General features: G+C 68.0%; 26 protein-coding genes. 19 read left to right on the forward strand and 7 right to left on the reverse strand.

Annotated elements, in window-relative coordinates; genetic code table 11:
* The first annotated feature begins 13 nt into the window (after positions 1-13).
* The 8 genes from ASE28_RS09565 to ASE28_RS09600 all read left to right on the forward strand — a co-directional run bounded on the left by ASE28_RS09565 (position 14) and on the right by ASE28_RS09600 (position 9,485).
* Positions 14-1,612, forward strand: coding sequence for a sugar ABC transporter ATP-binding protein (locus tag ASE28_RS09565; protein ID WP_057266395.1), 1,599 nt, complete (start codon positions 14-16; stop codon positions 1,610-1,612).
* The gene (locus ASE28_RS09570) at positions 1,609-2,604 is read left to right on the forward strand and encodes an ABC transporter permease (protein WP_057266396.1); all 996 of its coding nucleotides are present in this window, start codon (positions 1,609-1,611) and stop codon (positions 2,602-2,604) included. Before ASE28_RS09565 ends, ASE28_RS09570 begins: the two co-directional genes overlap by 4 nt.
* Positions 2,605-2,647: 43 nt before the next feature.
* Positions 2,648-3,661: a LacI family DNA-binding transcriptional regulator gene (locus tag ASE28_RS09575; RefSeq protein WP_057266397.1), complete on the forward strand. Its 1,014-nt coding sequence runs from the start codon at positions 2,648-2,650 to the stop codon at positions 3,659-3,661.
* Positions 3,658-4,611: a ribokinase gene (rbsK, locus tag ASE28_RS09580; RefSeq protein WP_057266398.1), complete on the forward strand. Its 954-nt coding sequence runs from the start codon at positions 3,658-3,660 to the stop codon at positions 4,609-4,611. Before ASE28_RS09575 ends, rbsK begins: the two co-directional genes overlap by 4 nt.
* Entirely contained in the window at positions 4,608-4,997 is a 390-nt protein-coding gene (gene rbsD / locus ASE28_RS09585) for a D-ribose pyranase (RefSeq protein WP_057266399.1), read from the forward strand. Before rbsK ends, rbsD begins: the two co-directional genes overlap by 4 nt.
* 121 nt (positions 4,998-5,118) lie before the next feature.
* The gene (locus ASE28_RS09590; RefSeq protein ID WP_057266400.1) at positions 5,119-6,054 is read left to right on the forward strand and encodes an MBL fold metallo-hydrolase; all 936 of its coding nucleotides are present in this window, start codon (positions 5,119-5,121) and stop codon (positions 6,052-6,054) included.
* Positions 6,055-6,381: 327 nt separating this feature from the next.
* On the forward strand, positions 6,382-8,721 hold the full coding sequence (locus ASE28_RS09595) for a catecholate siderophore receptor Fiu (RefSeq protein WP_057266401.1): 2,340 nt from the start codon (positions 6,382-6,384) through the stop codon (positions 8,719-8,721).
* An 86-nt stretch (positions 8,722-8,807) separates the two neighbouring features.
* Positions 8,808-9,485 carry a Fe2+-dependent dioxygenase gene (locus tag ASE28_RS09600; protein ID WP_057266402.1) on the forward strand — a complete coding sequence of 226 codons (678 nt, stop codon included), beginning with the start codon at positions 8,808-8,810 and terminating at the stop codon, positions 9,483-9,485.
* A 30-nt stretch (positions 9,486-9,515) separates the two neighbouring features.
* Here ASE28_RS09600 and ASE28_RS09605 read toward each other — a convergent pair whose 3' ends face one another.
* On the reverse strand, positions 9,516-11,498 hold the full coding sequence (locus tag ASE28_RS09605; RefSeq protein ID WP_057266403.1) for a lytic transglycosylase domain-containing protein: 1,983 nt from the start codon (positions 11,496-11,498) through the stop codon (positions 9,516-9,518).
* A 14-nt stretch (positions 11,499-11,512) separates the two neighbouring features.
* Here ASE28_RS09605 and ASE28_RS09610 point away from each other — a divergent pair, with 14 nt between their 5' ends.
* Positions 11,513-12,085: a 5-formyltetrahydrofolate cyclo-ligase gene (locus tag ASE28_RS09610; RefSeq protein WP_057266404.1), complete on the forward strand. Its 573-nt coding sequence runs from the start codon at positions 11,513-11,515 to the stop codon at positions 12,083-12,085.
* A 34-nt stretch (positions 12,086-12,119) separates the two neighbouring features.
* On the opposite strand, the gene ASE28_RS09615 is transcribed toward ASE28_RS09610, so the two are convergent.
* Positions 12,120-13,304, reverse strand: coding sequence for a hypothetical protein (locus ASE28_RS09615; RefSeq protein ID WP_057266405.1), 1,185 nt, complete (start codon positions 13,302-13,304; stop codon positions 12,120-12,122).
* A gap of 113 nt (positions 13,305-13,417) precedes the next feature.
* Complete coding sequence (locus tag ASE28_RS09620; RefSeq protein ID WP_235516083.1) at positions 13,418-15,142, reverse strand: diguanylate cyclase; 1,725 nt, start codon at positions 15,140-15,142, stop codon at positions 13,418-13,420.
* 270 nt (positions 15,143-15,412) lie between these two features.
* Here ASE28_RS09620 and ASE28_RS09625 point away from each other — a divergent pair, with 270 nt between their 5' ends.
* Both ASE28_RS09625 and ASE28_RS09630 read left to right on the forward strand, forming a co-directional pair.
* Positions 15,413-16,099 carry a glutathione S-transferase family protein gene (locus tag ASE28_RS09625; RefSeq protein WP_057266407.1) on the forward strand — a complete coding sequence of 229 codons (687 nt, stop codon included), beginning with the start codon at positions 15,413-15,415 and terminating at the stop codon, positions 16,097-16,099.
* A gap of 10 nt (positions 16,100-16,109) precedes the next feature.
* Positions 16,110-16,418: an NIPSNAP family protein gene (locus ASE28_RS09630; protein WP_057199988.1), complete on the forward strand. Its 309-nt coding sequence runs from the start codon at positions 16,110-16,112 to the stop codon at positions 16,416-16,418.
* On the opposite strand, the gene ASE28_RS09635 is transcribed toward ASE28_RS09630, so the two are convergent.
* Positions 16,415-16,870, reverse strand: a complete 456-nt coding sequence (locus tag ASE28_RS09635) for a hypothetical protein (protein ID WP_057266408.1) — start codon at positions 16,868-16,870, stop codon at positions 16,415-16,417. The two genes, ASE28_RS09630 and ASE28_RS09635, sit on opposite strands and share 4 nt — an antisense overlap.
* 85 nt (positions 16,871-16,955) lie before the next feature.
* Here ASE28_RS09635 and ASE28_RS09640 point away from each other — a divergent pair, with 85 nt between their 5' ends.
* Positions 16,956-18,197 (forward strand): multifunctional CCA addition/repair protein, encoded by a 1,242-nt coding sequence (locus ASE28_RS09640; RefSeq protein ID WP_057266409.1) that lies wholly within the window; start codon positions 16,956-16,958, stop codon positions 18,195-18,197.
* A gap of 9 nt (positions 18,198-18,206) precedes the next feature.
* Here ASE28_RS09640 and ASE28_RS09645 read toward each other — a convergent pair whose 3' ends face one another.
* Together ASE28_RS09645 and ASE28_RS09650 are read right to left on the reverse strand one after the other, a co-directional pair.
* Entirely contained in the window at positions 18,207-18,848 is a 642-nt protein-coding gene (locus ASE28_RS09645) for a DUF1109 domain-containing protein (protein ID WP_057199985.1), read from the reverse strand.
* The gene (locus ASE28_RS09650; protein ID WP_082608005.1) at positions 18,845-19,390 is read right to left on the reverse strand and encodes a sigma-70 family RNA polymerase sigma factor; all 546 of its coding nucleotides are present in this window, start codon (positions 19,388-19,390) and stop codon (positions 18,845-18,847) included. Before ASE28_RS09650 ends, ASE28_RS09645 begins: the two co-directional genes overlap by 4 nt.
* A gap of 205 nt (positions 19,391-19,595) precedes the next feature.
* Here ASE28_RS09650 and ASE28_RS09655 point away from each other — a divergent pair, with 205 nt between their 5' ends.
* The 4 genes from ASE28_RS09655 to ASE28_RS09670 are packed head-to-tail and all read left to right on the forward strand — an operon-like array spanning position 19,596 to position 22,002.
* Positions 19,596-19,883, forward strand: a complete 288-nt coding sequence (locus ASE28_RS09655; protein ID WP_057199983.1) for a DUF2282 domain-containing protein — start codon at positions 19,596-19,598, stop codon at positions 19,881-19,883.
* Positions 19,884-19,910: 27 nt separating this feature from the next.
* Positions 19,911-20,750 carry a DUF692 domain-containing protein gene (locus ASE28_RS09660; RefSeq protein WP_057266411.1) on the forward strand — a complete coding sequence of 280 codons (840 nt, stop codon included), beginning with the start codon at positions 19,911-19,913 and terminating at the stop codon, positions 20,748-20,750.
* Positions 20,741-21,523, forward strand: coding sequence for a DNA-binding domain-containing protein (locus ASE28_RS09665; protein WP_057266412.1), 783 nt, complete (start codon positions 20,741-20,743; stop codon positions 21,521-21,523). Before ASE28_RS09660 ends, ASE28_RS09665 begins: the two co-directional genes overlap by 10 nt.
* Entirely contained in the window at positions 21,520-22,002 is a 483-nt protein-coding gene (locus ASE28_RS09670; protein ID WP_057266413.1) for a DoxX family protein, read from the forward strand. The genes ASE28_RS09665 and ASE28_RS09670 overlap by 4 nt, the downstream gene beginning before the upstream one ends.
* A gap of 26 nt (positions 22,003-22,028) precedes the next feature.
* Here ASE28_RS09670 and trxC read toward each other — a convergent pair whose 3' ends face one another.
* Complete coding sequence (trxC, locus tag ASE28_RS09675) at positions 22,029-22,466, reverse strand: thioredoxin TrxC (RefSeq protein ID WP_057266414.1); 438 nt, start codon at positions 22,464-22,466, stop codon at positions 22,029-22,031.
* A 236-nt stretch (positions 22,467-22,702) separates the two neighbouring features.
* On the opposite strand from trxC, the gene otsB reads away from it, so the two are divergent.
* The 3 genes from otsB (at position 22,703) to otsA (ending at position 26,698) form a co-directional block, all read left to right on the forward strand.
* The gene (otsB, locus tag ASE28_RS09680) at positions 22,703-23,440 is read left to right on the forward strand and encodes a trehalose-phosphatase (RefSeq protein ID WP_057266415.1); all 738 of its coding nucleotides are present in this window, start codon (positions 22,703-22,705) and stop codon (positions 23,438-23,440) included.
* Complete coding sequence (locus tag ASE28_RS09685; protein ID WP_057199977.1) at positions 23,437-25,257, forward strand: glycoside hydrolase family 15 protein; 1,821 nt, start codon at positions 23,437-23,439, stop codon at positions 25,255-25,257. Before otsB ends, ASE28_RS09685 begins: the two co-directional genes overlap by 4 nt.
* A 61-nt stretch (positions 25,258-25,318) precedes the next feature.
* The gene (gene otsA / locus ASE28_RS09690; protein WP_057266416.1) at positions 25,319-26,698 is read left to right on the forward strand and encodes an alpha,alpha-trehalose-phosphate synthase (UDP-forming); all 1,380 of its coding nucleotides are present in this window, start codon (positions 25,319-25,321) and stop codon (positions 26,696-26,698) included.
* Positions 26,699-26,704 lie beyond the last annotated feature (6 nt).

Here is a 26,704-nt window from a genome sequence, read left to right on the forward strand (position 1 = left end):
GCCGCTGGACGATATGAACAGACGTGCCTCCCAAGCCCCTGCCGCGCCGCTGCTGTGCATCGACGCAGTGGGCAAGGACTACACCGCCACCGTGCTCGACGGCATCACGCTCGCGCTCAACGCCGGCGAGGTGCTGGCGCTCACGGGGGAGAACGGTGCGGGCAAGAGCACCCTGTCCAAGATCGTCTGCGGGCTGGAATCGGCCACGCGCGGCGGCATGCGCTTGGCCGGCGAGACCTACGCCCCTGCCTCGCGCCGCGAGGCCGAGCGCCTGGGCGTGCGCATGGTGATGCAGGAGCTGGGCCTGGTGCCCACGCTCACCGTGGCCGAGAACCTGCTCATGGGCCGCCTGCCGCACCGCGCGGGCTGGTTGCGGCGCGATGCACTGCATACTGCTGCGCGCGCGCAACTGGCCAAAATCGGCCTGGACAGCATCGACCCCGCCACGCCCGTGTCGCAGCTGGGCATAGGGCAGCAGCAGATGGTGGAGATTGCGCGCAACCTGCAGGACGACACACGCATCCTGGTGCTCGACGAGCCCACGGCCATGCTCACCCCGCGCGAGACCAGCTACCTGTTCGACCAGATCGCGCGCCTCACGGCGCGCGGTGTGGCCATCGTCTACGTGTCGCACCGCCTGGAAGAGCTGCGCCGCATTGCCGACCGGGTGGCTGTGCTGCGCGATGGCCGCCTGGTGGACGCGCGCCCCATGGCCGGCATGAGCGAGGACGACCTGGTGCAGCGCATGGTGGGCCGCTCCGTCAGCGACCTGGAGCACCGCCCGCGCCGCGCCGCCGGCCCGATGGTGATGAGCGCCCAGGGCATCGGCCGGGGCACGGCGGTGCAGGACGTGAGCCTGGAGCTGCGCGCTGGCGAGGTGTTCGGCATTGCGGGCCTGGTGGGCTCGGGCCGCACCGAACTCGTGCGGCTGCTGTTCGGCGCGGACCGCGCCGACCGGGGCAGCGTCACCCTGCACCCTGATCCTGACACTGCGGAAGGCGCCGCGCCGCGCGTACTGCAACGCGGCTTTGCCTCACCGATGCAGGCCATCGCGGCCGGCGTGGGCCTGGTCACCGAAGACCGCAAGTCCCAGGGCCTGCTGCTGGGCCAATCCATCCGCATCAACGCCACGCTGTCCGATCTTTCCACCATCTCCCGCGCAGGCTGGCTGCAGCGCGCCAAGGAAAACCGCCTGGTGCAGGGATTCGTCCAGACACTGGGCATTCGCTGCCGCAGCCCCGAACAACCCGTGGGCACGCTCTCGGGCGGCAACCAGCAGAAGGTGGTGTTCGCACGCTGGCTGCACCGCGAAGGCCGGGTGCTGCTGCTCGACGAACCCACGCGTGGCGTGGACGTGGGGGCACGCGCCGAACTCTATGGCGAGCTCGACCGCATGGCCGCCAGCGGGCGTGCACTGCTCATGGTTTCGTCCGACCTGCGCGAGCTGATGGCCATGGCCGACCGCATCGGCGTGATGAGCGCCGGCCGCCTGGTGGCCGTGTTCGAGCGCGGGCAGTGGTCCGAGCAATCGCTGCTGGCCGCTGCATTCTCCGAGCCGGGTGGCCGCGAAGCCCCTGGCCATTCATCCTCTTCCAGTCCCGCCACCGTATGAACGCCCCCGCATCCCCTGCCGCTGTCGCTGTTGCAGCACCCCGCCCCACGCCCGCCTGGCGCAGCCAGCTGGGCACCTACCTCGGGCTGATGGCCGTGCTGGCGGGCATGGTGGCGCTGTTCTCCACCCTTTCCGACTACTTCTGGAGCGTGGAGACTTTCGTCACCATCGCCAACGAGATCCCGGCGCTGGCCGTGATGGCCGTGGGCATGACCTTCGTGCTGATCATCGCCGGCATCGACCTCTCGGTGGGCTCGGTGATGGCCCTGGCCGCCGCCACCTCGGCCGCCGCCATCGTGCAGTGGAAATGGAGCGTGCCCGCCGCCGCGCTGCTGGCGCTGGCCACGGGTCTCATCTGCGGCACCGTCACCGGGGCCGTGTCGGTGGCGTGGCGCCTGCCGTCCTTCATCGTCTCGCTGGGCATGCTCGAGGCCGTGCGCGGCGGGGCCTACGTGGTGACCGATTCGCGCACACAGTACGTGGGCGACGCGATCTCATGGCTGTCCGCGCCGATGCTCGGCGGCATCTCGGTGGCCTTTCTGATCGCGCTGGCGCTGGTGGTAGTGGCGCAGTTGGTGCTCACGCACACGGTGTTCGGCCGCTGCGTGGTCGGCATTGGCACCAACGAGGAGGCCATGCGCCTGGCCGGTGTGGACCCACGGCCCATCCGCGTCATCGTGTTCGCCGTGACCGGTCTGCTGGCCGGCCTGGCCGGGTTGATGCAGTCGGCACGCCTGGAGGCGGCCGACCCCAATGCCGGCACGGGCATGGAGCTGCAGGTGATTGCCGCCGTGGTGATCGGCGGCACCAGCCTGATGGGCGGGCGCGGCTCGGTGGTGAACACCGCCTTCGGCGTACTGATCATTGCAGTGCTGGAGGCCGGCCTGGCGCAGGTGGGTGCCAGCGAGCCGAGCAAGCGCATCATCACGGGGGTGGTGATCGTCGCGGCGGTCATCGTGGACACCTTGCGCCAGCGGCGCGCGGCGGCCTGAACCTTCCATCTCCCCACGAATTCCCTGTCTCACCATTTTCTCCATGGCTACTATCAAGGACGTTGCGCGGCATGCCGACGTATCGGTCACCACGGTGTCCCACGTGGTCAACGGCACGCGCCACGTGAGCCCCGAGGGGCGCGAGCGCGTCGAAAAAGCCATCCGCGCCCTGGGCTACGTGCCCAGCGCCATCGCCCGCAGCCTCAAGAGCAACAACACGCGCACGCTGGGCATGCTGATCCCCAACAGCTCCAACCCCTACTTCGCCGAGATCGTGCACGCGGTGGAAGACCGCTGCTTCGGAGCGGGCTACAACCTCATCCTGTGCAACACCAACGACGAGGCGCACCGCCAGGGCAGCTACCTGCAGGTGCTGGCCGAACGCCGCATCGACGGGTTGATCGTCGTCTCCACCGGGCACGACGCCACGCTGCCCACGCAGCTGGCGGGCCTGTCCATCCCCACGGTGCTGGTGGACCGCGAGATCGAGCTGGCCGAGCAGCAGCCCTGCGACCTGGTAGAAACCGCCCACATGCAGGGCGGCCTGCTGGCCACGCGCCACCTGCTGTCGCTGGGCCACCGGCGCATCGCCTGCATCGGCGGGCCCGAGGGCATTGCGCCCAGCGAGCAGCGCATCGCCGGCTGGCGCGCCGCGCTGGCCGATGCCGGCTGCGGCACGGGCGAAGGCCTGCTTTGGCACGGCAACTTCACCAGCCAGGGCGGCTATGAGGCCATGCATGCCGTGCTGCGCGCGCAGCAGCCGCCCACCGCCGTGTTCGTCTGCAACGACCTGATGGCCATGGGCGCGCTGTGCGCAGCGCACGAGCGTGACCTGCGCGTGCCCGAAGCGCTGTCTATCGTGGGCTTCGACGACATCGAGCTCACCGCCTTCACCAGCCCGCCGCTGACCACCGTGGCCCAACCCAAGCAGCGCATCGGTGCGCTGGCGGTGGACATGCTGCTCGAACGCATCGACGGCAAGCGCCAGGATGCGCGCAAGGTCATGCTGCAACCCGAGCTGCGCGTGCGTGCTTCCACGGCACAGGTCCAGCCATGACGGCCGCGGCAAAGCACGACACACCCAACATCGCGGTGGTGGGCAGCCTCAACATGGACCTGGTGCTGCAGGTGGCACATGCGCCAGGCCCGGGCGAAACGGTGCTGGCCCAGGCACTGCACCTGGTGCCTGGCGGCAAGGGCGGCAACCAGGCCGTGGCCTGCGCACGCCAGGGCGCCCGCGTGCACCTGTTCGGCCGCGTGGGCGGCGATGCCTACGGGCATACGTTGCGCACCAGCCTGGCACAGGACGGCATCGACCACAGCGGCGTGCAGACCGACCCCACCGAGACCACGGGTGTGGCGGCCATCACCGTGGAAGCCACCGGGCAGAACCGCATCGTCGTGGTACCCGGCGCCAATGGCCGCTTCGAACTCGACACACAGGCCCTCGGCGTCGTACTGGCCCAGGCCCACAGCCTGGTTCTGCAGTTCGAGACCCCCCTGACCCAGGTGCTGGCCTCCGCGCAGCAGGCGTTTGCAGCCGATTGCCGCGTGTTGCTCAACCCCTCTCCCATCCAGCGCCTGCCCGAGGGCCTGTGGCCGCTGGTGCACACGCTGGTGGTCAATGAGGTGGAGGCTGCGGCTTTGGCAGGCACTGCCGTGGAAACCGTGTCCGACGCCGCCGTGGCCGCACAGACGCTGCGCGGCCTGGGGCCGGCGCAGGTGGTGGTCACGCTGGGCGCAGCCGGCGCCGTGGCAGCCGACACCCTGGGCAGCACGCACCACCCGGGTATGGCCGTGAAGGCCGTGGACACCACCGCCGCAGGCGACACCTTCCTTGGCGCACTGGCCGTGGCCCTGGCGCGCGGCGAGCCGCTGAACGCCGCCGTGCGGGATGGCATTCGCGCTGCCGCGCTGTGCGTGACGCAGGCGGGGGCCCAGCCCTCCATCCCCACCCGGGCCGCCGTGGCGGCAAGCCCGCAACCACCCGACTGGATCCCGCTGTGAAACGCACCACCTTGCTGCACGCCGAACTCTCCCACGCCATTGCCTGCCTGGGCCATGGCGACATGCTGGTGATCGGCGACGTGGGCCTGCCGATCCCGCCCGGCCCCCGGCGCATTGATCTGGCGCTGACGCCGGGCATCCCGGCGGTGGCCGACGTGTTGCAGGCCGTGCTGTCCGAAATGCAGGTCGAACGCGCCCTGATCGCCACCGAGGCCGTGGAGCGTGCCGCAGGGGCACTGCCCGGCTGGTGCACCCTGCCCGTGGCACCCGAGGCGGTGCCGCACGAAGAATTCAAGCGCCTGTGCCGCGAGGCCCGCGTGATGGTGCGCACCGGGGAATGCACGCCCTATGCGAACGTGATTCTGTGTGCCGGTGTCACGTTCTGATGCAATCTGCGCGGTAACGCACGGGTTTTGGATAACCCGGCAGACGCTTGCGCTGGGTTAGGCTGGCAGATCGCAGCAGCGGGTCACCCGCTGCGCCACGCCATCTGCCAGTCCCCTCCTGATGCCCACGCCCGCCTCTGCCGCGCCCTTTCTGCCCCCTGAAATCGCCGTGCTGGAACGCGGCTGGCTATCGGCCAACAACATCCTGTTCATCGGCCACTACGACACCGCCGTGGTGGACACCGGCTACTGCAGCCATGCCGAGCAGACCGTGGCCCTGGTGCAGGCGGCCCTGGGCGGCAGGCCGCTGGACCGGGTGCTCAACACCCACCTGCACAGCGACCACTGCGGCGGCAACGCCGCACTGCAAAAAGCCTGGCCGCGCGCACTCACCTCCATCCCCCCCGGGCAGGCCCGGCACGTGCGCCAGTGGGACGCCTACGCGCTGAGCTACACCCCCACCGGCCAGCAGTGCCCTCCATTCCGTGCCGACTGCCTGCTGGACCCCGGGTCCTGCGTGCTGCTGGGCGACCGCACCTGGCAGGTGCATGCCGCGCCGGGGCACGACACGCATTCCGTCGTGCTGTTCGAGCCGCGCGATGCGATCCTGATCTCGGCCGACGCGCTGTGGGAGAACGGTTTCGGCGTGGTCTTCCCCGAACTCGAAGGCGAGGATGCATTCGCCCAGGTGGGCGCCACGCTCGACCTGATCGAGCGCCTGGCGCCGCGCACGGTGATCCCGGGCCATGGCCCGGTGTTTGCCGACGCACCGCGCGCCATCGAGGGCGCACGCCGCCGCCTGGACGGTTTCGTGCGCAACCCGCACAAGCATGCGCTTTACGCCGCCAAGGTACTGCTCAAGTACAAGCTGCTCGAGTGGCAGCAGATCAGCCTGGCCGACCTCACGGCCTGGACGCTCGCCACACCCTACTTCGGCATGCTGCATGCGCGCCATTTTGGCGACCAGGGCCAGGACGACTGGCTGCTGGGCCTGATGGACGACCTGGTGCGCTCGGGCGCAGCCGTGCGCCGGGGCGAGTTGCTGCACAACGCCTGAAATAGACGCCTGGGTCACGTCGCACCCCGTTGCCTTTGCCAGAGGGGCGGCTTCTCAAGCCCTTCTGTGCCCCTGCGCGTCACGCTGTTGCTGCATCGCCACATTTCTCGACCATCTTCAGGTGCCGTGAGGACTGGATGCTGCCATATGTAACCACAATTAAATGATAATTGTTATCATTTGATATTCCTGCAAGCCATCGGTACGTTCGGCTGCGCGGGTTCTCAGCCAGCCACCATCGACCGACATTGCCACGCCGCATTCTCCGCGTGCCTGTTGTCCCTGCAGCCAGCCAAGTTCCGGTTTCTCACTCCTACGGATACTTTCATGGCGCACAACACCACTTACATCAAGAGCCGCAAACACCCCGTCGGCATGGCGGCTACGGCGGCCCTCGTGGCCCTGGGCATGCCCGCCCAGGCACAGACCGCCGCCACCGGCGGCACGCTGCAGGAGGTCAAGGTCGAATCGGCCGCCGACAACTACAAGGCCAATGCCGTCTCCTCGCCCAAGTTCACCCAGCCGCTGCTGGACACGCCCCAGACCATCTCGGTGGTCAAGGAGCAGGTGCTGCGCGAGCAGGCCGCCTCGACCCTGACCGAAGCCCTGCGCAACACCCCCGGCGCCGGTACCTTCTATCTCGGAGAGAACGGCAACACCAGCACCGGCGACGCGATCTACATGCGCGGCTTCGACAGCTCCAGCAGCATCTTTGTCGATGGCGTGCGCGACCTGGGATCGGTCTCGCGCGACGTGTTCAACATCCAGCAGGTCGAAGTGGTCAAGGGCCCGGCCGGTACCGACACGGGCCGCACCTCCCCTACCGGCGCCATCAACCTGGTGAGCAAGCAGCCCACGCTGGAAAACAGCTTTGCGGCATCGCTGGGCGCGGGCAGCGCCTCGTACAAGCGCGGCACGGTGGACTGGAACAAGGCCCTGGAGGCCTACCCGGGGGCCGCCTTCCGCCTGAACGTGATGAGCGAGGACTCCGGCGTCGCCGGGCGCGACCTGGTCAAGAACAAGCGCTGGGGCATCGCGCCCTCGCTTGCCTTGGGCCTGAACTCGCCCACGCGCGTGTTCCTGAACTACCTGCACGTGAACCAGGACAACGTGCCCGACGGCGGCGTGCCCACCATCGGCCTGCCCGGCTACACCTCACCGGACGCCCTGGCCCTGGCCAACCGCCGCACCTTCCTGAACACCGCAGGGCGCGTGGATTCGAGCAACTTCTACGGCACCACCTCGGACTATGCGAAGGTGGAGATGGACATGGTCACGGCGCGCATCGAGCATGACTTCGCCTCGGGCATGAAGCTGCGCAACACCACGCGCTTTGGCCGCACGCACAACGACTACCGACTGACGGCCTTCATGGGCGGCGGCTTCCCCGCCACCGGTGCGCTCACCGCCGCGTCGGCCCTGCTGGCCACGCCCAACCCGAACGATCCCTCCACCTGGACGGTGACGCGCAACCTGCCGACCAACGTCAACCAGACCAACAAGATCGCCATCAACCAGACCAGCCTGACCACCACGGTCAACACCGGTTCGGTGCAGCACGATCTCGCAGCAGGCCTGGAGCTGTCGCGTGAAGAGCAGAGCAACCTGGGCTACTACGGCCAGGGCTTTGCCAGTGTAGGCACCACGTACGCGCGCGCAGGCTCCATGCCCGCGGCCAACCTGTACAACCCCAATCCGAACGTAACCGGCTTCAACCGCATCGCCAACGGCGCGTGGTCCAAGGGCGTGACCAACACCGTGGCGGCCTACCTGTTCGACACGGCCAAGCTGTCGCCAGAGTGGCAGATCACGGGCGGCCTGCGCGTGGACCGGTTCAAGACCGACTTCGATGCCGTGACGCAAGGTGCGCTGCCGGCCGGCGTGCTCACGCCGTCGGCGGTCAGCCTGTCCGACACCCTCATCGGAGCCAAGGTCGGCGTGGTCTACAAGCCCGCCAGCAACGGCAGCGTGTACGCCCTGTACGCCACGTCGGCACAGCCCCCGGGCGGCGCCAACAACCAGCTGAGCGTGGCCGTCAACAATGCAGCCAACCCCAAGTTCGACCCGCAGAAGGCCAAGACCATCGAGGTCGGCACCAAGTGGGAGGTGCTGGGCAACCGCCTGGCCCTGGCCGGCGCGCTGTACCGCACCGATGTCACCAACGACATCGAAACGGACCCCACCAACGCTGCCAACTTCGTGCAGACTGGCAAGAAGCGCGTGCAGGGCATCGAGCTGACCGCCATCGGCGCGATCACCAACGACTGGTCGCTGAGCGCGGGCTACACCACCTTGGACACCAAGGTGCTCAGCGGTGTGCCCAAGACGGCCGATGGCAGCACGGCACTGGCCTACACGCCCAAGAACGCCTTCACGCTGTGGTCCACCTACCGCCTGCCCTTCGGCCTGACGGTGGGCGGCGGCGCGCGCTATGCCGGCAAGCTGCTGCGCGGCACCGACGGCGCCGTGGGCACACCCGCCTACACCGAGGCCTACTGGGTGTTCGATGCCATGGCCTCCTACCGCATCAACAAGAACCTGGACATCCAGCTCAATGTGTACAACCTGGACGACAAGGACTACGTGGCGGCCATCAACAAGAGTGGCTACCGCTACACGCCGGGCATCCCCCGCTCGGCGCGCCTGACGGCCAACTTCACGTTCTGACCCAGCGCAAGGTGACAGGCTGAGTTCTGTCTACCATCAAGGCCCCGGCAACCCCGGGGCCTTCCCATTTTTGGAGACCTATCGCGATGATGCTGCACATCCCCAACGTCCTCACGCCCGAGCAGGTGCGCGCCATGCGCGCGGCCATCGATGCCGCCGACTGGGTGGACGGCCGGGCCACCGTGGGCGCGCAAGGGGCGCAGGTCAAGAACAACCGGCAGTTGTCCGAAAACTCCCCCGTTGCGCTGGAGCAGGGGCGCACCGTGCTGCAGGCGCTGGCCGCGCATCCGATGTACTTCAGCGCGGCGCTGCCGCTGCGCACCGTGCCGCCGCTGTTCAACCGCTACGCGGGCGGAGAGACCTATGGCCTGCACGTCGATGGCGCCGTGCGCCCCCTGCCCCACGGGGCGGCGCTGCGCACCGATCTGTCGTGCACGCTGTTCCTGTGCGAACCCGCGGACTACGAGGACGGCGAGCTGGTGGTGGTGGACACCTATGGCACGCACGAGGTCAAGCTGCCTGCGGGCGACATGGTCCTCTACCCGTCCACCAGCCTGCACCGCGTGGAGCCGGTCACGCGCGGCGAGCGCGTGTGTTCGTTCTTCTGGGTGCAGAGCCTGGTGCGCGACGATGCACGCCGCGCCATGCTGTTCGAGATGGACCAGACCATCCAGAAGCTGCGTGCGCGCCTGGGCGAGACCGAAGAGACCGTGTCCCTCACCGGGCAATACCACAACCTCCTGCGCATGTGGTCGGAGGTATGAAGTGAAACAGCCCCTTCAGGGCTGTTTCGGTCAGGGCAGGTCCTTGTTCACCTCGGGGGCCGCCGCATCGCGCGGGCCGATGGTGCCCAGCCGGCTCTTGAGCGACTGCGGCTGGCCGGTGAGCATGGCGGCGTAGTTGGTGGTGTTGGCCAGCACCTTCTTCACGTAGTCACGGGTTTCGCCGAAGGGCACGTTTTCGGCCCAGATGGCGGCATCGAGCACGGGGCCGTTGCGCCAGCTGCGCGGGCGGCCGGGGCCGGCGTTGTAGGCCGCAGCGGCCATGGGCATGGAGCCCGCGAAATCGTCGAGGGCCAGCTTGAGGTAGGCCGTGCCGATGGCGATGTTGGTATCGCGGTCGTTGATCTGCTCGGCGGTGAAATTGTTCATGCCGATCTTCTTGGCCGTCCAGCGCGCAGTGGCGGGCATCACCTGCATCAGGCCCGAAGCGCCCACGTGCGAGCGCGCGTCCATGATGAAGCGGCTCTCCTGGCGGATCAGGCCGTACACATAGGCCGGGTCCAGGCCGATGCCATTGGCGCGCTCCACCACGGCGTTGCGAAACGGCGTGGGAAAGCGCTGGCTGGTCTCGATCAGGCTGCGCGTGCGCTCGCTGGTGTTGATGCAGCGGTCCCAGACCTCGCGGGCGCAGGCGAAATCGGCGGCGGCCAGCAGCTCGCGGTCCGGCATGCCGCCGGGGATGTGCAGGTTGGTGGCGTAGTTCCACTCGCGCACGCCCTCGGTGCGCAGCCCCATGAAGATGGCATACAGCCCCCGGTTGAGCCCGGGGTTGGCGCGCGCAGCCGCCTTTTCCTCGGCCGTGAGCGGCGCAGGTGCTGGCGGCATGGTGATGCGCTGGCCCAGTTCTTCGGTGGCCAGTTGCTCGTAGAAGCCGCGCGTGCTGGCAATGCCTTCGAGCAGCTGGCGGGCTTCGGCGCGCTCGGCCTCGCTGGGCTTGCCGGCCAGCAGGGAGCGGGCCTTCCAGTACACCCAGGTGCTGTCCTGGCGGCCTTCCTCGCTCATGGCGTCGATGGCCTTGCGCACCACCTTCCACTGGCCGGCACGCAGGGCCGCGCGCACCTTCCAGCCGAGCAGGTCGTCGTTGAGATCGGCGTCCCGGGTGATCTTGGCGAAGTGGCCATTGGCGTCGGACGACAGCTTCTGGGCCAACTGCTTGCCGATCACGCCCCAGACCCAGTTGCGCTCCTCGGGCGAGAGGTGCACGCTCCATTTGCTGTCGAGCTGGGCGGCAGCGTTGTCCGGATCGCCCGAGGCGAGCTTGACGAGGGCTAGCGTCACCAGCTCCTGGCGCACCTGGCCCCGGGCCGTGGCGCGGCCCGTGAGGTACTTGGTGGGCGCGTCCATCAGCTCCTTGACCTGGGCCACGGCATCGGGTGCGACGATCTCCACGGCATTGCGCACCACGCGCGGCCGGTTGGCATCCACCGCGAAGCGGGCCTTGCGCCAGACGTCGAGCGCGCTGAGCTTCTTGTTGGCGTACAGCTGGCTGGCAGCGTGGGTGCAGCCGTCGTCGTTATCGCGCAGGGCATACCAGTTGCGCTTGACGTCTTCGGCCGCAGCCGCCGGCGCGCTGCCCTTGATGTCGTCGATCAAGAGGGCGTAGCAGCGCACCTCGCGGTCGTCGGACATGCGGTAGCTGGGGTGCTGCTCGGCAAACTGGGCCCAGTCGCGCCGCTGTCCCAGCAGCAGCAGCCAGTCGTTGCGCATGCGGTCTTCCTGGTAGCTGCCGGCATAGCGCTGCATGAAGGACTGGATTTCCGAGGGCGAGGCCTCGGCCAGGCGCAGCCTGAGCTCCCAGTAGGCGGCCCAGGGTTCCAGCACGTGGCCGCGCGCGGCGGGCAACAATTGCTCTAATTTCTTGCGGTCGCCCCGCTTGAACGCCTGCTGCATCTCCAACAGGGTATCGTCGGCCTTGGTTTCCGCCTGGACCAGGGGCGCGGCGGTGGCCAGCACGGCGCTGACCAGCAGCGGTGTCAAAATCTGAAGCAATTGCATGGGGGAATTATCTGATGGACAAAGCAGCCCTGCGGCGCGCATTGATAGAAGAACGCCTGAACCTGCCCGATCGCCTACAACGGGCCGACCTGTTACAACAGGTGATGCGCATCTGGCTCGTGAACCGGCCCGACACGGTGATAGGCGCCTACTGGCCCATCAAGGGTGAGTTCGACCCGCTTCCTGCCCTGCACCGCTGGAAGGAAGACGGCGAGCTGCTGGACGAGCCCCAGTTGCGCCGCATCGGCCTGCCGGTGGTCAACAAGCAGCACAAGACCCTGACCTTCCACGCCTGGTACCCCGGCTGCCCCATGGAGGAGGACGCCTACGGCATCCCCAAGCCCAAGGACACCGAGGTCATCGTGCCCACCCTGCTGTTCGTGCCCTGCGTAGGCTATGCGCCCGGCGGCTATCGGCTGGGCTATGGCGGGGGCTTCTATGACCGCACCCTGGCCACGCTGCAGCCCAAGCCCTTCACCGTGGGGCTGGGCTTCACCAATGGCTACCTGGACGATTTCGAGCCGGAGTCGTACGACCTGCCGCTGGATGCGATCCTGAATGACAACGGGGTGGTCTGGCCGATTTGACCACCGCGGAAACACTGAGCCGTCGAAAAATGGCTCAGTAAAAGCCGCCGAACTGCATCAGCAGGGACGCATCGTCGCGTTCCTGCTTGCGGGCCAGCGCTGCCTGCTCGCGCAGCCAGCGCTTGAGTTCGGCCTCATCGCGCACCCGCTCCAGATCGTGCTGCATGACCAGCAGGGTGTCGGCCAGATCGTTCTGCAACAGCTTCAGCCGCAGCTGCAGCAAGGGTTCATTCATCCTGGCGGAAACCGCAACGCCCAGCTCATCGCCCAGGCGCTGCTCCGCGATGGCCAGCTCCTGCTCCAGCGACGCCACCTGCTCCTTCAGGAGCAAGGTCAGTTCGGCCAGCTTTTCGTCGGCCAGGCGGGAAATACTGTCCTCATCCATCCGATTGGCCTGCAACTGCAGGCGCAGCAAGGTGGTCAGGTCCCCACGTTCATACGCAGCATTGGCCTGGCCCATCAACACCGTCTTGCGCTCGCGTTCCGCCGCGTCCGGCTCCCGGTCGGGGTGCAAGGCACTGGCCAGTTGACGATAGATGCTGCGCATCGCGGCCTTGGCATCCTGCATCTGCTGGTCCACCTTGCGCTGCCGGGCCTGCTGCCCCGGCCGAGGGCGCGGCGGCTCCTGCTCGGACTGCATACGGCGCATCACGGCCTCCAGCAACTCCTGCGGAGAATCCGCGTGGTCAAAGGTTTCCCGGTCCAGGGGGCGCCCCAGAAAATCCTCCACTGCATCCAGAACGTCGTCCCTGGCCTCCTGCAGCTGCTGCGCCTGTTGTGCTTGCATCTCGGGCGGAAAGTATTCCGCAAACAGTGTGTCCCACTGTCCGGCGTCCATCTCCCCTCGCACTTGCGGCAACAGGCTCTGCACGATGGCACGCGCGGATTTTTGCTGCGGCACCGTCAAACCCTTGCGCTGAAGGCGCTCATGCAGGAACAGCAGCATGGCGGACTGCGTCAGCGCCATGCCATGTTCGAGCTTCGACATTTCCTCCAGATGGGGCCCCCGCAGCCGGCCAGCGACTTGTTCCAGATCTAGGATCTGCCGTCCCAGGTTGTCCACCCTTGCCAGCAACTTGTTGAACCGCTGCTGCGCCGGGCTGAGCGTTCCCTTGGCTGTCTTCTTGACCTTCAGGCTCGCCGGGCTGGTTTTCGCTGGCGCGCAAGCCGGGGCGATCGGGACTTCACCGAACAGATCGAATTCGGGAGCGGGGTTCATTCGCATTCCATTCAAAAAGACAAGGACAGCGCCTGCCCGAAAATGCCATGGGCAGGCGGTGCATTAGTTTAACGGCCCTGCAGCACACCGTGCCCCGGGGCAGGTGCCGCAGGTCATGGACTACCCGCAAGCTCCGACGCAAAAGCGTAGCAGTCTCCCCCGGCTGCACGGCGCTTGCAGGTGTACATGGCGCTGTCGGCGGCGCGCAACAGCTCAGCCAGGGTGCGGCCATCCGCCGGGTGGCAGGCAATGCCCAGGCTCATGCCGACCACGAGCGAGCGGCCCTCGAAGACCAGTGGCTCGGCGGCGCTGGCCGCCATGCGCCGGGCCATGGCGGCCAGCATGTCGCGCGACGGGCTGCCTGCGATCAGCACGGCGAATTCGTCGCCACCGAGCCGTGCCACCAGGTCACCCGTGCGCAGTTGGGTGCGCAGGCGGCGCACCATGGCCACCAGCACGGCATCGCCTGCGGCGTGGCCATAGGTGTCGTTGACGCCCTTGAAGCCGTCCAGGTCGAGCAGTAGCAGCGCGAACGGCTGGCCGCCGCGCACGGCGGCTTCGCCATGGCTGGTGAGACCCGCACGGTTGGCGGCGCCAGTGAGCGCATCGGTGCCCAGCGCCTCGACCAATTCCTGGGTGCGCACGGTCAGCGCCTCCTCGGATCGGCGCAGCAGGCGAACCCGGGAGGCCATGGCCGCAGCAAAGACGATGGATTCGGCCACCAGCACGGTCTGCGTCATGTCCATCTGCTGGGGCGTCCAGGCCACCCAGCCCCAACTGGCCACGACGATGGCGCAGATGCCCAGCAGCAAGATGGTCACCCCCGCGCTGTACAGCACCGCCGGCCAGTAGCGCCGCCGCATCGCCATCACGGCACCGACCGTGAGCACCACGGTGGAAGCCACTACCGAGCCCTGCACCATGCGGAACAGCCACAGCGGATGCGAGCCCAGAAGGCCGTAGACCGCAGCCAGCGCGAGCGCCGCCACCATCGCCAGCACCACCTTGTCCACCCGGGGCGCATAGTCCGCGAGGCGCAGCAGGCTGCGGCCGAACATCAGCTTGGAGATGGCCCACAGCGGTGGCGCCAGGCTGTAGAAGAAGCCCGCTGCGGCCGGCCAGTGGGCAAAGGGGTAGCGCAGCGTGTGCCCGTTGAAGCCCGCGAGCGCCAGCAGCGCACCGATGCACGACACCAGGTACCAGGCGTAGATACTCTCGCGAAACACCATCAGCATCACTGTGCTGAAGATCGCCAGGCCCATGAGCAGCCCGTAGCACACGCCGTCGAACATGCGCTTGTCCTGGGTGTCCTGCAGGTAGTCGGCCAGGTCCCAGACACGGGCCGCGTAGAAGCGCGCAAAAGTCGATTCGACACGGAAGTACACCGTGTAGATCTGGTCGTCAGGCAGGCTGAAGCGCCAGGCCATCTGCTCCGAGTCCGCGGGTCGCGTGGCCCAGGGGTGGCGCATGCCTGTGACCACAGGGGCAGCCAGCGCGCCGCCCTGGGCGTTGTAGGGGCCGTAAAAGCGCAGCTCGTGGGTGGAGACGGTCGGCACCAGCAGCAAAAACTCGCGCAGGGCATCCGCCGGGTCGGCCAGTTGCAGGCGCACCCGAAACCACAGCACGCGGTCCGACTCGGCGCCCTTCAGCGGGTTGTCGGGGTAGGCGAAACGGGCCTCGTTCTCCGGGGTGCGCACCTGCTCGATGTCCAGCACACGGCCTTTGTCCTCGAACATGCCCATGAATGGCACGATCAGCATGCCCCCGGCCTTCGACGAAACGAGGGCCGGCACATCGCGCTCTGCCGCAGCATGGGCGGCCAGGGGCAGCGTAGCCACCAGAGTCAACAGGCACAGGGCCCTGAAGAAAAAGTACAAAAAAGACGACGACCGCATCACCCGCGCCGATCCGGATGGATCGAAAGAGAAAACTGCCCGCAAAGCGGCTAATTGTGCCGCCCCCCCCGTTGCTATATGCACAAAAAAGAGGGGCAAGACTGGCTTTGATGCACGAATCGCATCAAAAGCCCCTGTATCAGTCATTGATGCGGGCGCCTGCGCAGGGTTAGCATGGAAGTCTTGCCCCTATTGCCACCACCTGAGGCCACCATGCCCAAGCTCTACATCGGTAACAAGAATTACTCCTCGTGGTCAATGCGCCCCTGGGTGCTGCTGCGCCAGGCCGGCATCGACTTCGAAGAAATCCGCGTGCGCTTCGACAGTTTCGACGCCGATTCGGAGTTCAAGCGGGCCATCGGCGCCGTGAGCCCCACGGGCAAGGTGCCGGTGCTGGTGGACGGCGACCTGCTCATCTGGGACACCCTGGCCATTGCCGAGTACGTGGCCGAAACCCATCCCGACAAAAAGCTCTGGCCCACGGATGCGAAGGCGCGTGCCCGCGCGCGCAGCGTGTGCGCCGAGATGCACAGCGGCTTCACTGCCCTGCGCGGCAACTGCCCCATGAACATCGAGGCCGATCTGGCCGAGACCGGGGCCCTGATCTGGCGCGACAAGGCCGGCGTGCGTGCCGACGTGCAGCGCCTGATGGACATGTGGAGCGCGCTGCTGCAGGAGCATGGCGGCCCGCTGCTTTTCGGCGAGTTCACCATTGCCGACGCCTACTTTGCCCCGGTGTGCATGCGCCTGCACAGCTACGCCCTTCCACTGCCCCCGCAGATCGCCGCCTATGTGCAGCGCGTGCGCGCCCTGCCCGGCGTCAAGGCCTGGATCGACGACGCCCTGGCCGAGAAGGATTTCCTCGATTTCGAGGAGCCCTACCGCCTGCGCCACGTTTGAGGAGCAGCGCATGGCCGTCACCATCTACCTGCGCTACGTGCTCGACACCCGCAAGCTCAAGGAATTCGAGCACTACGGCAAGCTGTGGATCCCGCTGGTCGAGAAGTTCGGCGGACAGCACCACGGCTACTTCATGCCCAGCGAGGGCGCGAACAACATCGCGCTGGCGTTGTTCACCTTCGACAGCCTGGCCTCCTACGAGGTCTATCGCCAGCGGTCCATGGAGGATGCCGAATGCCAGGCAGCCTTCCGCTATGCCGAGGAAACGGGCTGCATCATGAGCTACGAGCGCAGCTTTTTCCGGCCGGTGTTTTCCTAGCGGAACTGCTTGCGCAACAGGGCCCGGTGCCGCGCAATATGCGCCAACTGGGCCTCGGCGATGGTGCCGCCCAGGTTCTCGCCATCGCCATTGAGCACGTCGGTGGCATGGCGCATGGCGCGGGCCACCACCTCCTCCTCGCTCACGCCCTGCTGTGCAGCCAGGTCCAGCGCCACGCGCTTCATGGCGCGCTGGGACAGCATCCACATGGCGCCGAAGGAGTCCCAGGCGGCAGCGGCGTCCTTGAACTTCTCGCGGTCGGCCAGGATTTCGGTGAGCGGCTTGGCCAGGATTTCCTGCAACTCCTCCACCTGGGTCTGCAGGGCCTCGAACTGCGCCTCGCGCTGCAAGGCCTCTGCGGCCGCATTGGCTGCCGCGTCGGGCGGCGTGGGCACCGGCACGCTGCCGTCGGGATTGAGCTGGGCGATGGAGAGGGAGGAGGAGATGGACATGGTGCGGGCGCCGGGCGGGTGAGGGGCGCACTATACGGCGTGGCGCGCCGTCTTCACAATGCCGGGCCCCGCTAAACTCCGGCGCATGCAAATCTATATGGTGGGCGGCGCCGTGCGCGATGCCTTGCTCGGACGCTCCGTGAACGACCACGACTGGGTGGTGGTGGGCGCCACGCCCGAACAGATGCTGGCCGAAGGCTACCTGGCCGTGGGGCGGGATTTCCCGGTCTTCCTGCACCCCACGACGCGCGAGGAGTATGCGCTGGCGCGCACCGAGCGCAAGAGCGGGCGCGGCTACCGTGGCTTCGTGGTGGAAAGCTCGCCCGAGGTGACGCTGGAGGAAGACCTCTCGCGCCGCGACCTGACCATCAATGCCATCGCCCAGAGCCCCGAAGATCCGCACACGCTGATCGACCCGTACGGCGGACGCAAGGACCTGCAGGCGCGCCTGCTGCGCCATGTGACCGAGGCCTTTCGCGAAGACCCGGTGCGTATCCTGCGGCTGGCGCGTTTTGCGGCGCGCTTTACCGACTTCACAGTGGCGCCCGAGACCCTGGAGCTGATGCGCCAGATGGTGGCAGACGGCGAGGTGGACCACCTAGTGCCCGAGCGCGTGTGGCAGGAGCTCGCGCGCGGGCTGATGGAGGAAAAACCCTCGCGCATGTTCGAGGTGCTGCGCGACTGCGGCGCCTTGCAGGTGCTGCTGCCCGAGGTCGCGCGCCTGTGGGGCGTGCCCCAGCGCGCCGAGCACCATCCCGAGGTGGACACCGGCATCCACCTGATGATGGTGCTGGACATGGCGGCGCGGCTCGATGCCCCTCTCACCGTGCGCTTTGCCTGCCTGGCGCACGACCTGGGCAAGGGCACGACGCCGGCCGACATGCTGCCGCGCCACATCGACCATGAGCGGCGCAGCGCCGAGCTGTTGCACGACGTGGCCGAGCGCCTGCGCGTGCCCGTGGACTGCCGCGAGATCGCCGACGTGGTGGCGCGCGAGCACGGCAACATCCACCGCAGCGGCGAGCTGACCGCCGCCCCGCTGGTGCGCCTGCTGGAGCGCTGCGACGCGCTGCGCAAGCCGGGCCGGCTGCCCGACATTTTGCAGGCCTGCGAATGCGACGCGCGCGGCCGGCTGGGCATGGAAGAAAACCCCTATCCCCAGCGCCCGCGCCTGCTGGCGGTGCTGGCCGCAGCCCAATCGGTGGTCACGCGCGACATTGCAGCGAAAGCCGCAGCGAAGGGCCTTGCCGGCCCGCAGGTCGGCGACCTGATCCACCAGGCCCGGGTACAAGCCGTGGCGCAGTGGCTGGCCGCCAACCCCGCCTGAGGGCTTGCGCTACCAGCGCAGCAGGCGGGGGCCGAGCACGGCGCCCAGCGCCGTGGGCAGGGCCATGCCGGCCAGGTACCACACGGCGAGGAAGGGGCTGGCCATCTCGGGGCAGTGCAATGCATAGACCAGCGCCCCGAGCGCCCCGGACAGCAGGCCGGCCCCCGCACCGGCCCAGGCCAGGCGCGTGGGGGCCGCCCCTTTCAGGGCCCAGAAGCTGGCGATGAAAGCCGGCACCGACAGCAGTGCGATGTTGAACGGGCAACTGCGCCAGGTGCTGCCCAGGATCAGCGCCATGCGCTCGGCCGGCTCGGCCTGCGATAGGGTGCCCGCCGCCATGGCCCACAGCACCAACGGCGGTACGGCCAGCAACGCGGCCGCATGGCCCACCGCCATGCCCGGCCGCGCCATGCGCCGCAGCAGCGCCATGCCGGCGGCCGCCAGCGCGGCGGCAAACACCAGCTTGCCCCAGAACATGGGCAGGCCCATGGTCTGCACCAAATCGTGGCGCACGCCGAACACCGCAGCCATCAGCACGCCGGCCCCTGCGATGCCGGCCAGCGACGCCAGCGCAAAGCGCTGCTCTATGTCCCGTGCAGGCACAGGGCCGGCATCCGTGGCCAGCAACTGGATCAATTCTTCGGTTCTCATGCCATTCCCCTGATCTTGGCGGCCAGGGCCTTGAGTCCCCGGTGTACGCCGATTTTGACTGCCGACTCCGACAGCCCCGTGAGTTGTGCGGTCTCCACCACCGACAGGCCCTCCAGCTTCACGTGCAGGATGGGCAGGCGCTGGCGGTCGGGCAGCGTCTCCAGCAGTTTCCCCAGGTCGCGCCGGGCTTCGGCCGCCTCGCTGTCGCTGGTGGAGAAGAGTTCGCCCGCCTCCTCGTCCAGCGTGTCATTCAACGCACCCTTCACCCGGTGCGAGCGCAGCCAGTCGATGAGCTTGTAGCGCGCGATCGCATGCGCCCAGGCCGTTACCGGCATGTCGGGCCGGTAGGTATGGCGCTGGTTGTGCACGGCCAGCAAGGTCTCTTGCACTAGGTCTTCCACCTCGTCGGGCCGCTGCGACAGCCGCCTGCGCAGAAAAGCCCGCAGGTGCGCGCTCAGCTCTTTCAAAAATCGCTGGTAGGCGACCGCGTCGGCATCCAGGCCCAGCAGCAGCAACCCACGCAGCCTCTCTTCGATCTCCATGTTTTCTCCCTCACAGGTATTCGCAATGCCAGACCTACGGGTTACAGCGGGTGCAAAAAAACTTTTTTTGATTTCTGATGCAGTTGGTGTAACCCGGCCGCCAGACAGCGCGAATTACAACGCAGATCGGTAGCCACGGCGCATCCGCACCCGGCGATCCATCCGGTCTGTTCCACAAACCCTTCAGCTTTACGGAGATTCCGACATGACCTCACGCACCCTCAGCCTTGGCGCCCTGGCCCTTGCCGCACTCGCATCCGGCGCAGCCATTGCACAGACCAAGCCCGCAGAAGCGGCCAAGCCCGCCATGGAGAAGTGCTATGGCGTGTCCATGGCCGGCAAGAACGATTGCGCCGCCGGCGCCGGCACCACCTGTGCTGGCACCTCCAAGGTGGACTACCAGGCCAATGCCTGGAAGTTCGTGCCCGCCGGCACCTGCGCCTCGATCAAGACGCCCAAGGGCATGGGCACGCTGACGCCCATGAAGAGCTGATCTTCGTTCACCACCAGACCCGCCGCCATGGCAGCCGCACACCTCACCGCCGGCCTGGGGCTCAAGCCCCAGCACTACGCGCAGGCCGTGCAGTGCACGGACCCGGGGCTGTGGTGGGAGGTGCACCCCGAGAACTACCTGGCCGACGGCGGACCGCGCCTGGCCTGGCTCGAAGCCATCCGTGCGCGGCACCCGGTGGCGCTGCACGGGGTATCGCTGTCGCTGGCAGCCGATGCGCCGCCCGACGAATCGCACCTGGCACGGCTGGCGGCGCTGGCAAGGCGCATCGAGCCGGCCATCGTCTCCGAGCACCTGGCCTGGTCCGCATGGCGCGGGCACTACCTGCCCGACCTGCTGCCCTTTCCGCGCACCCATGCGGCGCTGGCGCGCATTGCCGCCAACATCGCCCGCACGCAGGACGTGCTGCAGCGCCCCATCGCCGTCGAGAACCCCACGCACTACCTGCACATCGATGGCCATGACTGGGCCGAGACCGACTTTCTGGCCGAGCTGGTGCAGCGCACCGGCTGCCAGTTGCTGCTGGACGTGAACAACGTCTACATCAGCGCCCACAACCTGGGCACCCGTGCCGAGGATTACCTCGGCGCCTTTCCCCTGCACGCCGTGGCCGAGATCCACCTGGCGGGCCACCATGCCGACCCCGAGTTGGGCGAGGCCCTGTTGATCGACAGCCACGATGCCCCGGTGGCCGATGCCGTGTGGGCCCTGTACCAGCGCGTGATTGCCGCCACCGGCCCGCTGCCCACCCTGATCGAGCGCGACGACCAATTGCCAGCGCTCGAGGTGCTGCTCGCCGAGCGCGGCCGCGCCCACGCGGCGCTCACCGAGGCCCTGCCATGCAGCTGAGCACCTTCCAGGATGGCCTGGCCGCCGCACTGATGCCCCAGGGCGCCCACCCAGCGGACACCGCACCCTGGCTGTCCGCCCTGCGGTCCCAGCCCGGCTTCGCCGTGTACCGCAATACCGTGCACAAGGCCTGCATCGATGCGCTGCAGGCCAACTACCCCACCGTCTGCGCGCTGGTGGGCGAAGAATGGTTCCGCGCGGCCGCAGGCCTGTTCGTTCAGGCCCGGCCGCCGACGGATGGCCGGCTCATGGCCTATGGCGAAGGCTTTGCACACTTTCTGCAAGGCTTCGAAGCGGCCGCCGGCCTGCCCTACCTGCCTGCCGTGGCACGGCTGGACCGCTGCTGGACCGAAAGCCACCTGGCGGCCGATGCCCCCCTGCTGGACGCCGCCTGGCTGGCCCGGCAGTCCCCCGAAGCCCTGTCCGGCCTGTGCCTGGCCCCACATCCCGCCGCGCGCTGGGCCTGGAGCGAGGAGCACCCGGCCAGCACCCTGTGGCAGCGCCAGCGCGAGGGCACACCCCTGGATGCCGAACTGCCGTGGCAGGGCGACGGCGCCCTGCTCACCCGCCCCGAGGGGGGCGTGCAGTGGATGCCACTGGCACGCGCGGGCATCGCCTTCCTGGACGCCTGCGCTGCGGCACTGCCCCTGGAGCTGGCTGCAGCCCATGCCCAGCAGGCAGAACCCGGCGCCGACCTGGGCGCGCTGATGGCGCAGTTGCTGCAGGCCGGCGCGCTGTGCGCCCCACCCCACCTTGACGAGGACACCCCATGAACACCACCCCCTTCCCCCAGGTCACGCCCACCGTATCCGCGACCGGGCCGCGCCACTGGCTGGGCCGGCTGGCCGATGCGCTGGCCTGGCTCACGCCCCACAGCCTGCTGGCCCTGGTGAACCGGGTGGGCATCGCAGCGATCTTCTGGATGTCGGCACGCACCAAGGTGGAGGGCTGGTTCACCATTTCGGACAGCGCCTACCTGCTGTTCCGCGAGGAGTACAAGCTGCCCCTGCTGCCGCCCGAGCTGGCGGCACAGATGGCCACGGTGGCCGAACATGTGTTCCCGGTGCTGCTGGTGCTGGGGCTGTGCACACGGCTGTCGGCCCTTGCGCTGCTGGGCATGACACTGGTGATCCAGGTCTTTGTCTATCCCGATGCCTGGCCTACCCACCTGTCGTGGGCGGGGCTGCTGCTGTACATCGCAGGGCGCGGCGCGGGCAACATCTCGCTGGACCGGGTGCTCGGCATCCGCTGATGTCGCGCCCCCCCGGCAGGGCAGGGTCAGCTGACGCTGCGCACCCAACGCGCAATGTCGCTGGCGTTCATCGCGCCGGAAATGCGTGCCGCCTCGCGGCCCTCCTTGAACACTATCATGGTGGGAATGCTGCGGATGCCGAAGCGGCCCGCAATCGCCTGGTGGACCTCGGTGTCGAGCTTGGCCAGTTGCACCTGGGGCTCCAGGTCACGTGCTGCCTGGGCGAAGGCCGGCGCCATCTGCAGGCAAGGGCCGCACCAGGGGGCCCAGAAATCCACCACCACGGGCAGGTGGCTGCGGCCCACATGCCTGTCGAACGAAGCCGCATCCAGCGCCACGGGCGCTCCGGCGAAGAGGGGCTGGTGGCAGCTGCCGCAATCGGGGGCACTGCCAAGGTCTGCGCGCAGGACGCGGTTGGTGGTGTGGCAGTGGGGGCAGACGATGTGGGGGGCTTCTTCGGTCACGCAAAATCTCCATGGGTACGCTCAGCGTGCGCTGGCAACGGGGCACTTGCTTGTAAGACAAACACCCTTTTCATCTTGTGACAATGGGGCCCGAAAGCTCTCATTTCAAGCCCCTGGCAGCTGAACACCCCAATGCTGGCGCGGGTTTTCGGGCACTCTCCCAGGCCATCAGGTCCCTGCACACGCCACCCCCACGCGCTGGCAGGCCACCCAGCTGTCTGCTAAGGTGCCGCCACATGCAGCTGCTTCCCTTTTTGACAACGGCCCATGCGCTCTTTCTGGATTTCGATGGCACGCTCACCGAGATGGCACCCCGGCCCGAGGCCGTGCGCATCTCTGCGGGGCTGGTTCCCACCCTCGCTTCCCTGAGCACCCACCTGGATGGCGCATTGGCCATCGTGACGGGGCGGCGCGAGACCGACATCGACCACTTTCTCGACCCTCTGGTGCTGCCCCTGGCCTCCGAGCATGGCTCTCAGTACCGTCTGGCCGACGGCTCGCGCCCTGCCGTGGTGCCGCCGGACCTGGCGCCCGTGCTGCAGGCGGCCACCCAACTGGCCGTGCAGCACGCCGGCCTGCTGGTGGAGCCCAAGCGCGCCAGCGTGGCACTGCACTATCGCCTGGCACCGCATCTGGAGGACCTGTGCCGCGGCACCTTGCTGGCCGCCATGCAGCAGGTGCACGGCGTGGAGATGATGGACGGCAAGTTCGTGCTCGAGGTCAAACCGCGCGGCGTGCACAAGGGCCAGGCCATCACCGATTTCATGACGCTGCCGCCGTTCGCAGGGCGGATCCCGGTATTCGCCGGCGACGACGTGACCGACGAATCCGGCTTTGCCGCCGTGACCGCCCTGGGCGGCTGGGGCATCAAGGTGGGCGAGGGCCCGACGCTGGCACAACACCGCTGCATGACACCGGCCGCATTGCGTGGCTGGCTGTCGGCGGCACGAACCTCCTGGGAACGCGCACGATGACCACCGAACACCCCAACACCTCCGCCGTGGACCCGCAACAGGGCTCGCTCAACCTGGGCATGATCGGCAATTGCGCCATCAGCGCCCTCATCGACAACCATGCGCGCATGGTGTGGTGCTGCCTGCCGCGCTTTGACGGCGACCCGGTCTTCAACGCCCTGCTGCAGCCGGGGGACGAAGGCAGCCACTTCGCCATCGAGATCGAGGACATGGCCTCGGCCCACCAGTGGTACGAACCCAACACCGCCATCCTGCGCACGCAGCTGTTCGACAAGGCCGGGCATGGGGTCGAGATCACCGACTTCGCCCCGCGTTTTTACAGCCGCTCGCGCTACTTCAGGCCCATGACGCTGGTGCGCCGGGTGCGCCCCATCCAGGGCTCGCCGCGCATCCGCGTGGCCGTGAAGGTGAAGTACGACTGGGGCCAGACCGAGCCCCACATCACGCGCGGCAGCAACCACATCCGCTACGTGGGCGGCAGCATGGCGCTGCGCCTGTCCACCGACGCACCGGTGTCGCATGTGCTCTCGGGCCAGCCCTTCGTGCTCACGCGCGAGCACAACTTCATCCTGGGAGCCGACGAGAGCCTGCTCGACGGCATTGCCGACACGGCGCGCCTGTTCGAGCAGGAGACCACCGCCTACTGGCGCGGCTGGAGCCGGGCCCTGGCCGTGCCGCTGGAGTGGCAGGACGCGGTGATCCGCGCTGCCATCACCCTCAAGCTTTCGCTGTACGAAGACACGGGCGCCATTGTGGCGGCCATGACCACCAGCATCCCCGAATCGGCCCACAGCGGGCGCAACTGGGACTACCGCTACTGCTGGCTGCGCGATGCCTTCTTCGTGGTGCGCGCGCTCAACAGCATCTCCGAAGTGGGCACCATGGAGGACTACCTGCGCTGGCTGAGCAACGTGGTGGTGGATGCGGGCAGCGGCCACATCCAGCCGCTGTACGGCATCGGCCTGGAGCGCGAGCTGCCCGAATCGATGATGCCGCAGCTGGCGGGCTACCGCGGCATGGGCCCGGTGCGCGTGGGCAACCAGGCGGCCGAGCATTTCCAGCACGACGTGTACGGCAACATCGTGCTGGGTGCGGCCCAGGCCTTCCACGACCACCGGCTGCTGCACCGCGCAGGCCTGGGCGAGTTCACCCGGCTTGAACAGGTGGGCGAGAACGCGGTGCGCGTCTACGGCCAGCCCGATGCGGGCATGTGGGAGCTGCGCACGCGGGCGCGGGTGCACACCTCCTCGGCCCTCATGAGCTGGGCCGCCTGCGACCGCCTGGCCAAGATCGCCACCGCCCTCAGCCTGCCCGACCGGGCCGCCTACTGGCACGGCCATGCCCAACGCATGCGCGAGGAGATCCTCGCCAAGTCCTGGAGCGAATCGCGCCAGGCCTTTGCCGAGAGCTTTGGCGGCAACGAGCTCGACGCCAGCGTGCTGCTGATGGCCGAGGTGGGCCTGATCGACCCCAGGGACCCGCGCTTCGTGAGCACGGTGGAGGCCATGGAAAAGAGCCTGTGCGATGGTCCCTACATGCGCCGCTACGAAGCGGCCGACGACTTCGGCAAGCCCGAAACGGCCTTCAACATCTGCACCTTCTGGCGCATCGATGCGCTCGCGCGCATCGGCCGCAAGGACGAGGCGCGCGCCATCTTCGAGACCATGCTGGCAGCGCGCAACCCGCTGGGCCTGCTCTCGGAAGACACCCACCCCGAGACCCAGGAGATGTGGGGCAACTTCCCGCAGACCTACTCGATGGTGGGCGTGATCAACGCCGCCGTGCGCCTGTCGGCCCCATGGGACAGCGTGATTTGACGCACCAGTTCGCGGCCCTGTCCGACACGGCCCGCCGGCGATCTGCACGGATCATCGGGTGATGAGCCGTCTTGTTGTCATTTCCAACCGCCTTGCCGATCCCCGCAAACCCGCCGCCGGAGGCCTCGCGGTCGCCCTGGGCGAAGCCCTGAACCAGACCGGAGGGCTCTGGTTCGGCTGGAGCGGCACCGTGGTCGAGGGGGGCACGCCTGGCGAGGGCGAGATGCACACCCGCAGCGCCGGTGCCGTGACCCTGGCCACCGTGGATCTGTGCCGCGAAGACCACGATGCCTACTACCAGGGCTACAGCAACAGCGTGCTGTGGCCGGTGTTCCACTACCGGCTGGACCTGGCCGACTTCAACGCCAGCTACATCGCCGGCTACCGCCGCGTGAACCAGATGTTCGCGCGCAAGCTGCTGCCGCTCTTGCGCGACGACGACGTTATCTGGGTGCATGACTACCACCTGATCCCGCTGGCCGCAGAGCTGCGCGCCATGGGTTGCTGCCAGCGCATCGGCTTCTTCCTGCACATTCCCATGCCGCCTCCGCTGATCATGGCGGCGATACCGCAGCACGAGTGGCTGATGCGTTCGCTGTTCGCCTATGACCTGGTGGGGCTGCAGAGTGAGGCCGATGTGGCGCATTTCACGCGCTATGTACGCAACGAGGGCAGTGCCGAGGAAGTGGGCGCCCAGCGACTTCGTGCGTTTGGCGCCACGGTGCAGGTGCAGGCCTTCCCCATCGGCATCGACGTGGACGAGTTCACGCGCCTCGCGCAGGCCCCCGACGCCGTGGAAACCTACGAGAACATCCGCGACGAGTATTCGCGCCGCCGCCTGCTTCTGGGCATCGACCGGCTCGACTACTCCAAGGGCATACCGCACCGCGTGCGCGCCTACCGCGAACTGCTGGACCGCTATCCCGAAAACCGCAACAGCGCCACGATGATCATGATCGCCTCGCCCTCGCGCGATGACGTGCATGCCTATTCGGATTTGCGCCAGGAGCTCGAAGGGCTGTGCGGCTCGGTCAACGGCGACTACGGCGAGCTCGACTGGATGCCGGTGCGCTACATCCACCGCACCGTGGCACGCAAGCGCGTGCCCGGCCTGTGCCGCGCCGCCGCCGTGGGCCTGGTGACCCCGCTGCGCGATGGCATGAACCTGGTGGCCAAGGAATATGTGGTGGCGCAGGACCCCGAGGACCCCGGCGTGCTGGTGCTCTCGCGCTTTGCCGGCGCGGCCGAGCAGCTCAAGGAAGCGCTGCTGGTGAACCCCTACGACACCCAGGGCACGGCCGACAGCATCCAGCATGCCCTGCAGATGCCGCTGCCCGAACGGCAGGCACGGCACCAGAAGCTCATGGCGCGCATCCGCGAGCATGACGTGCATTGGTGGCGCAAGGCCTTCCTTCAAGCCCTGCAGGAGGCAGGGGACTGAGGGCAA

The sequence above is a fragment of the Acidovorax sp. Root219 genome (genome assembly GCF_001428665.1).
In the GTDB taxonomy this organism is placed as follows: domain Bacteria; phylum Pseudomonadota; class Gammaproteobacteria; order Burkholderiales; family Burkholderiaceae_C; genus Acidovorax.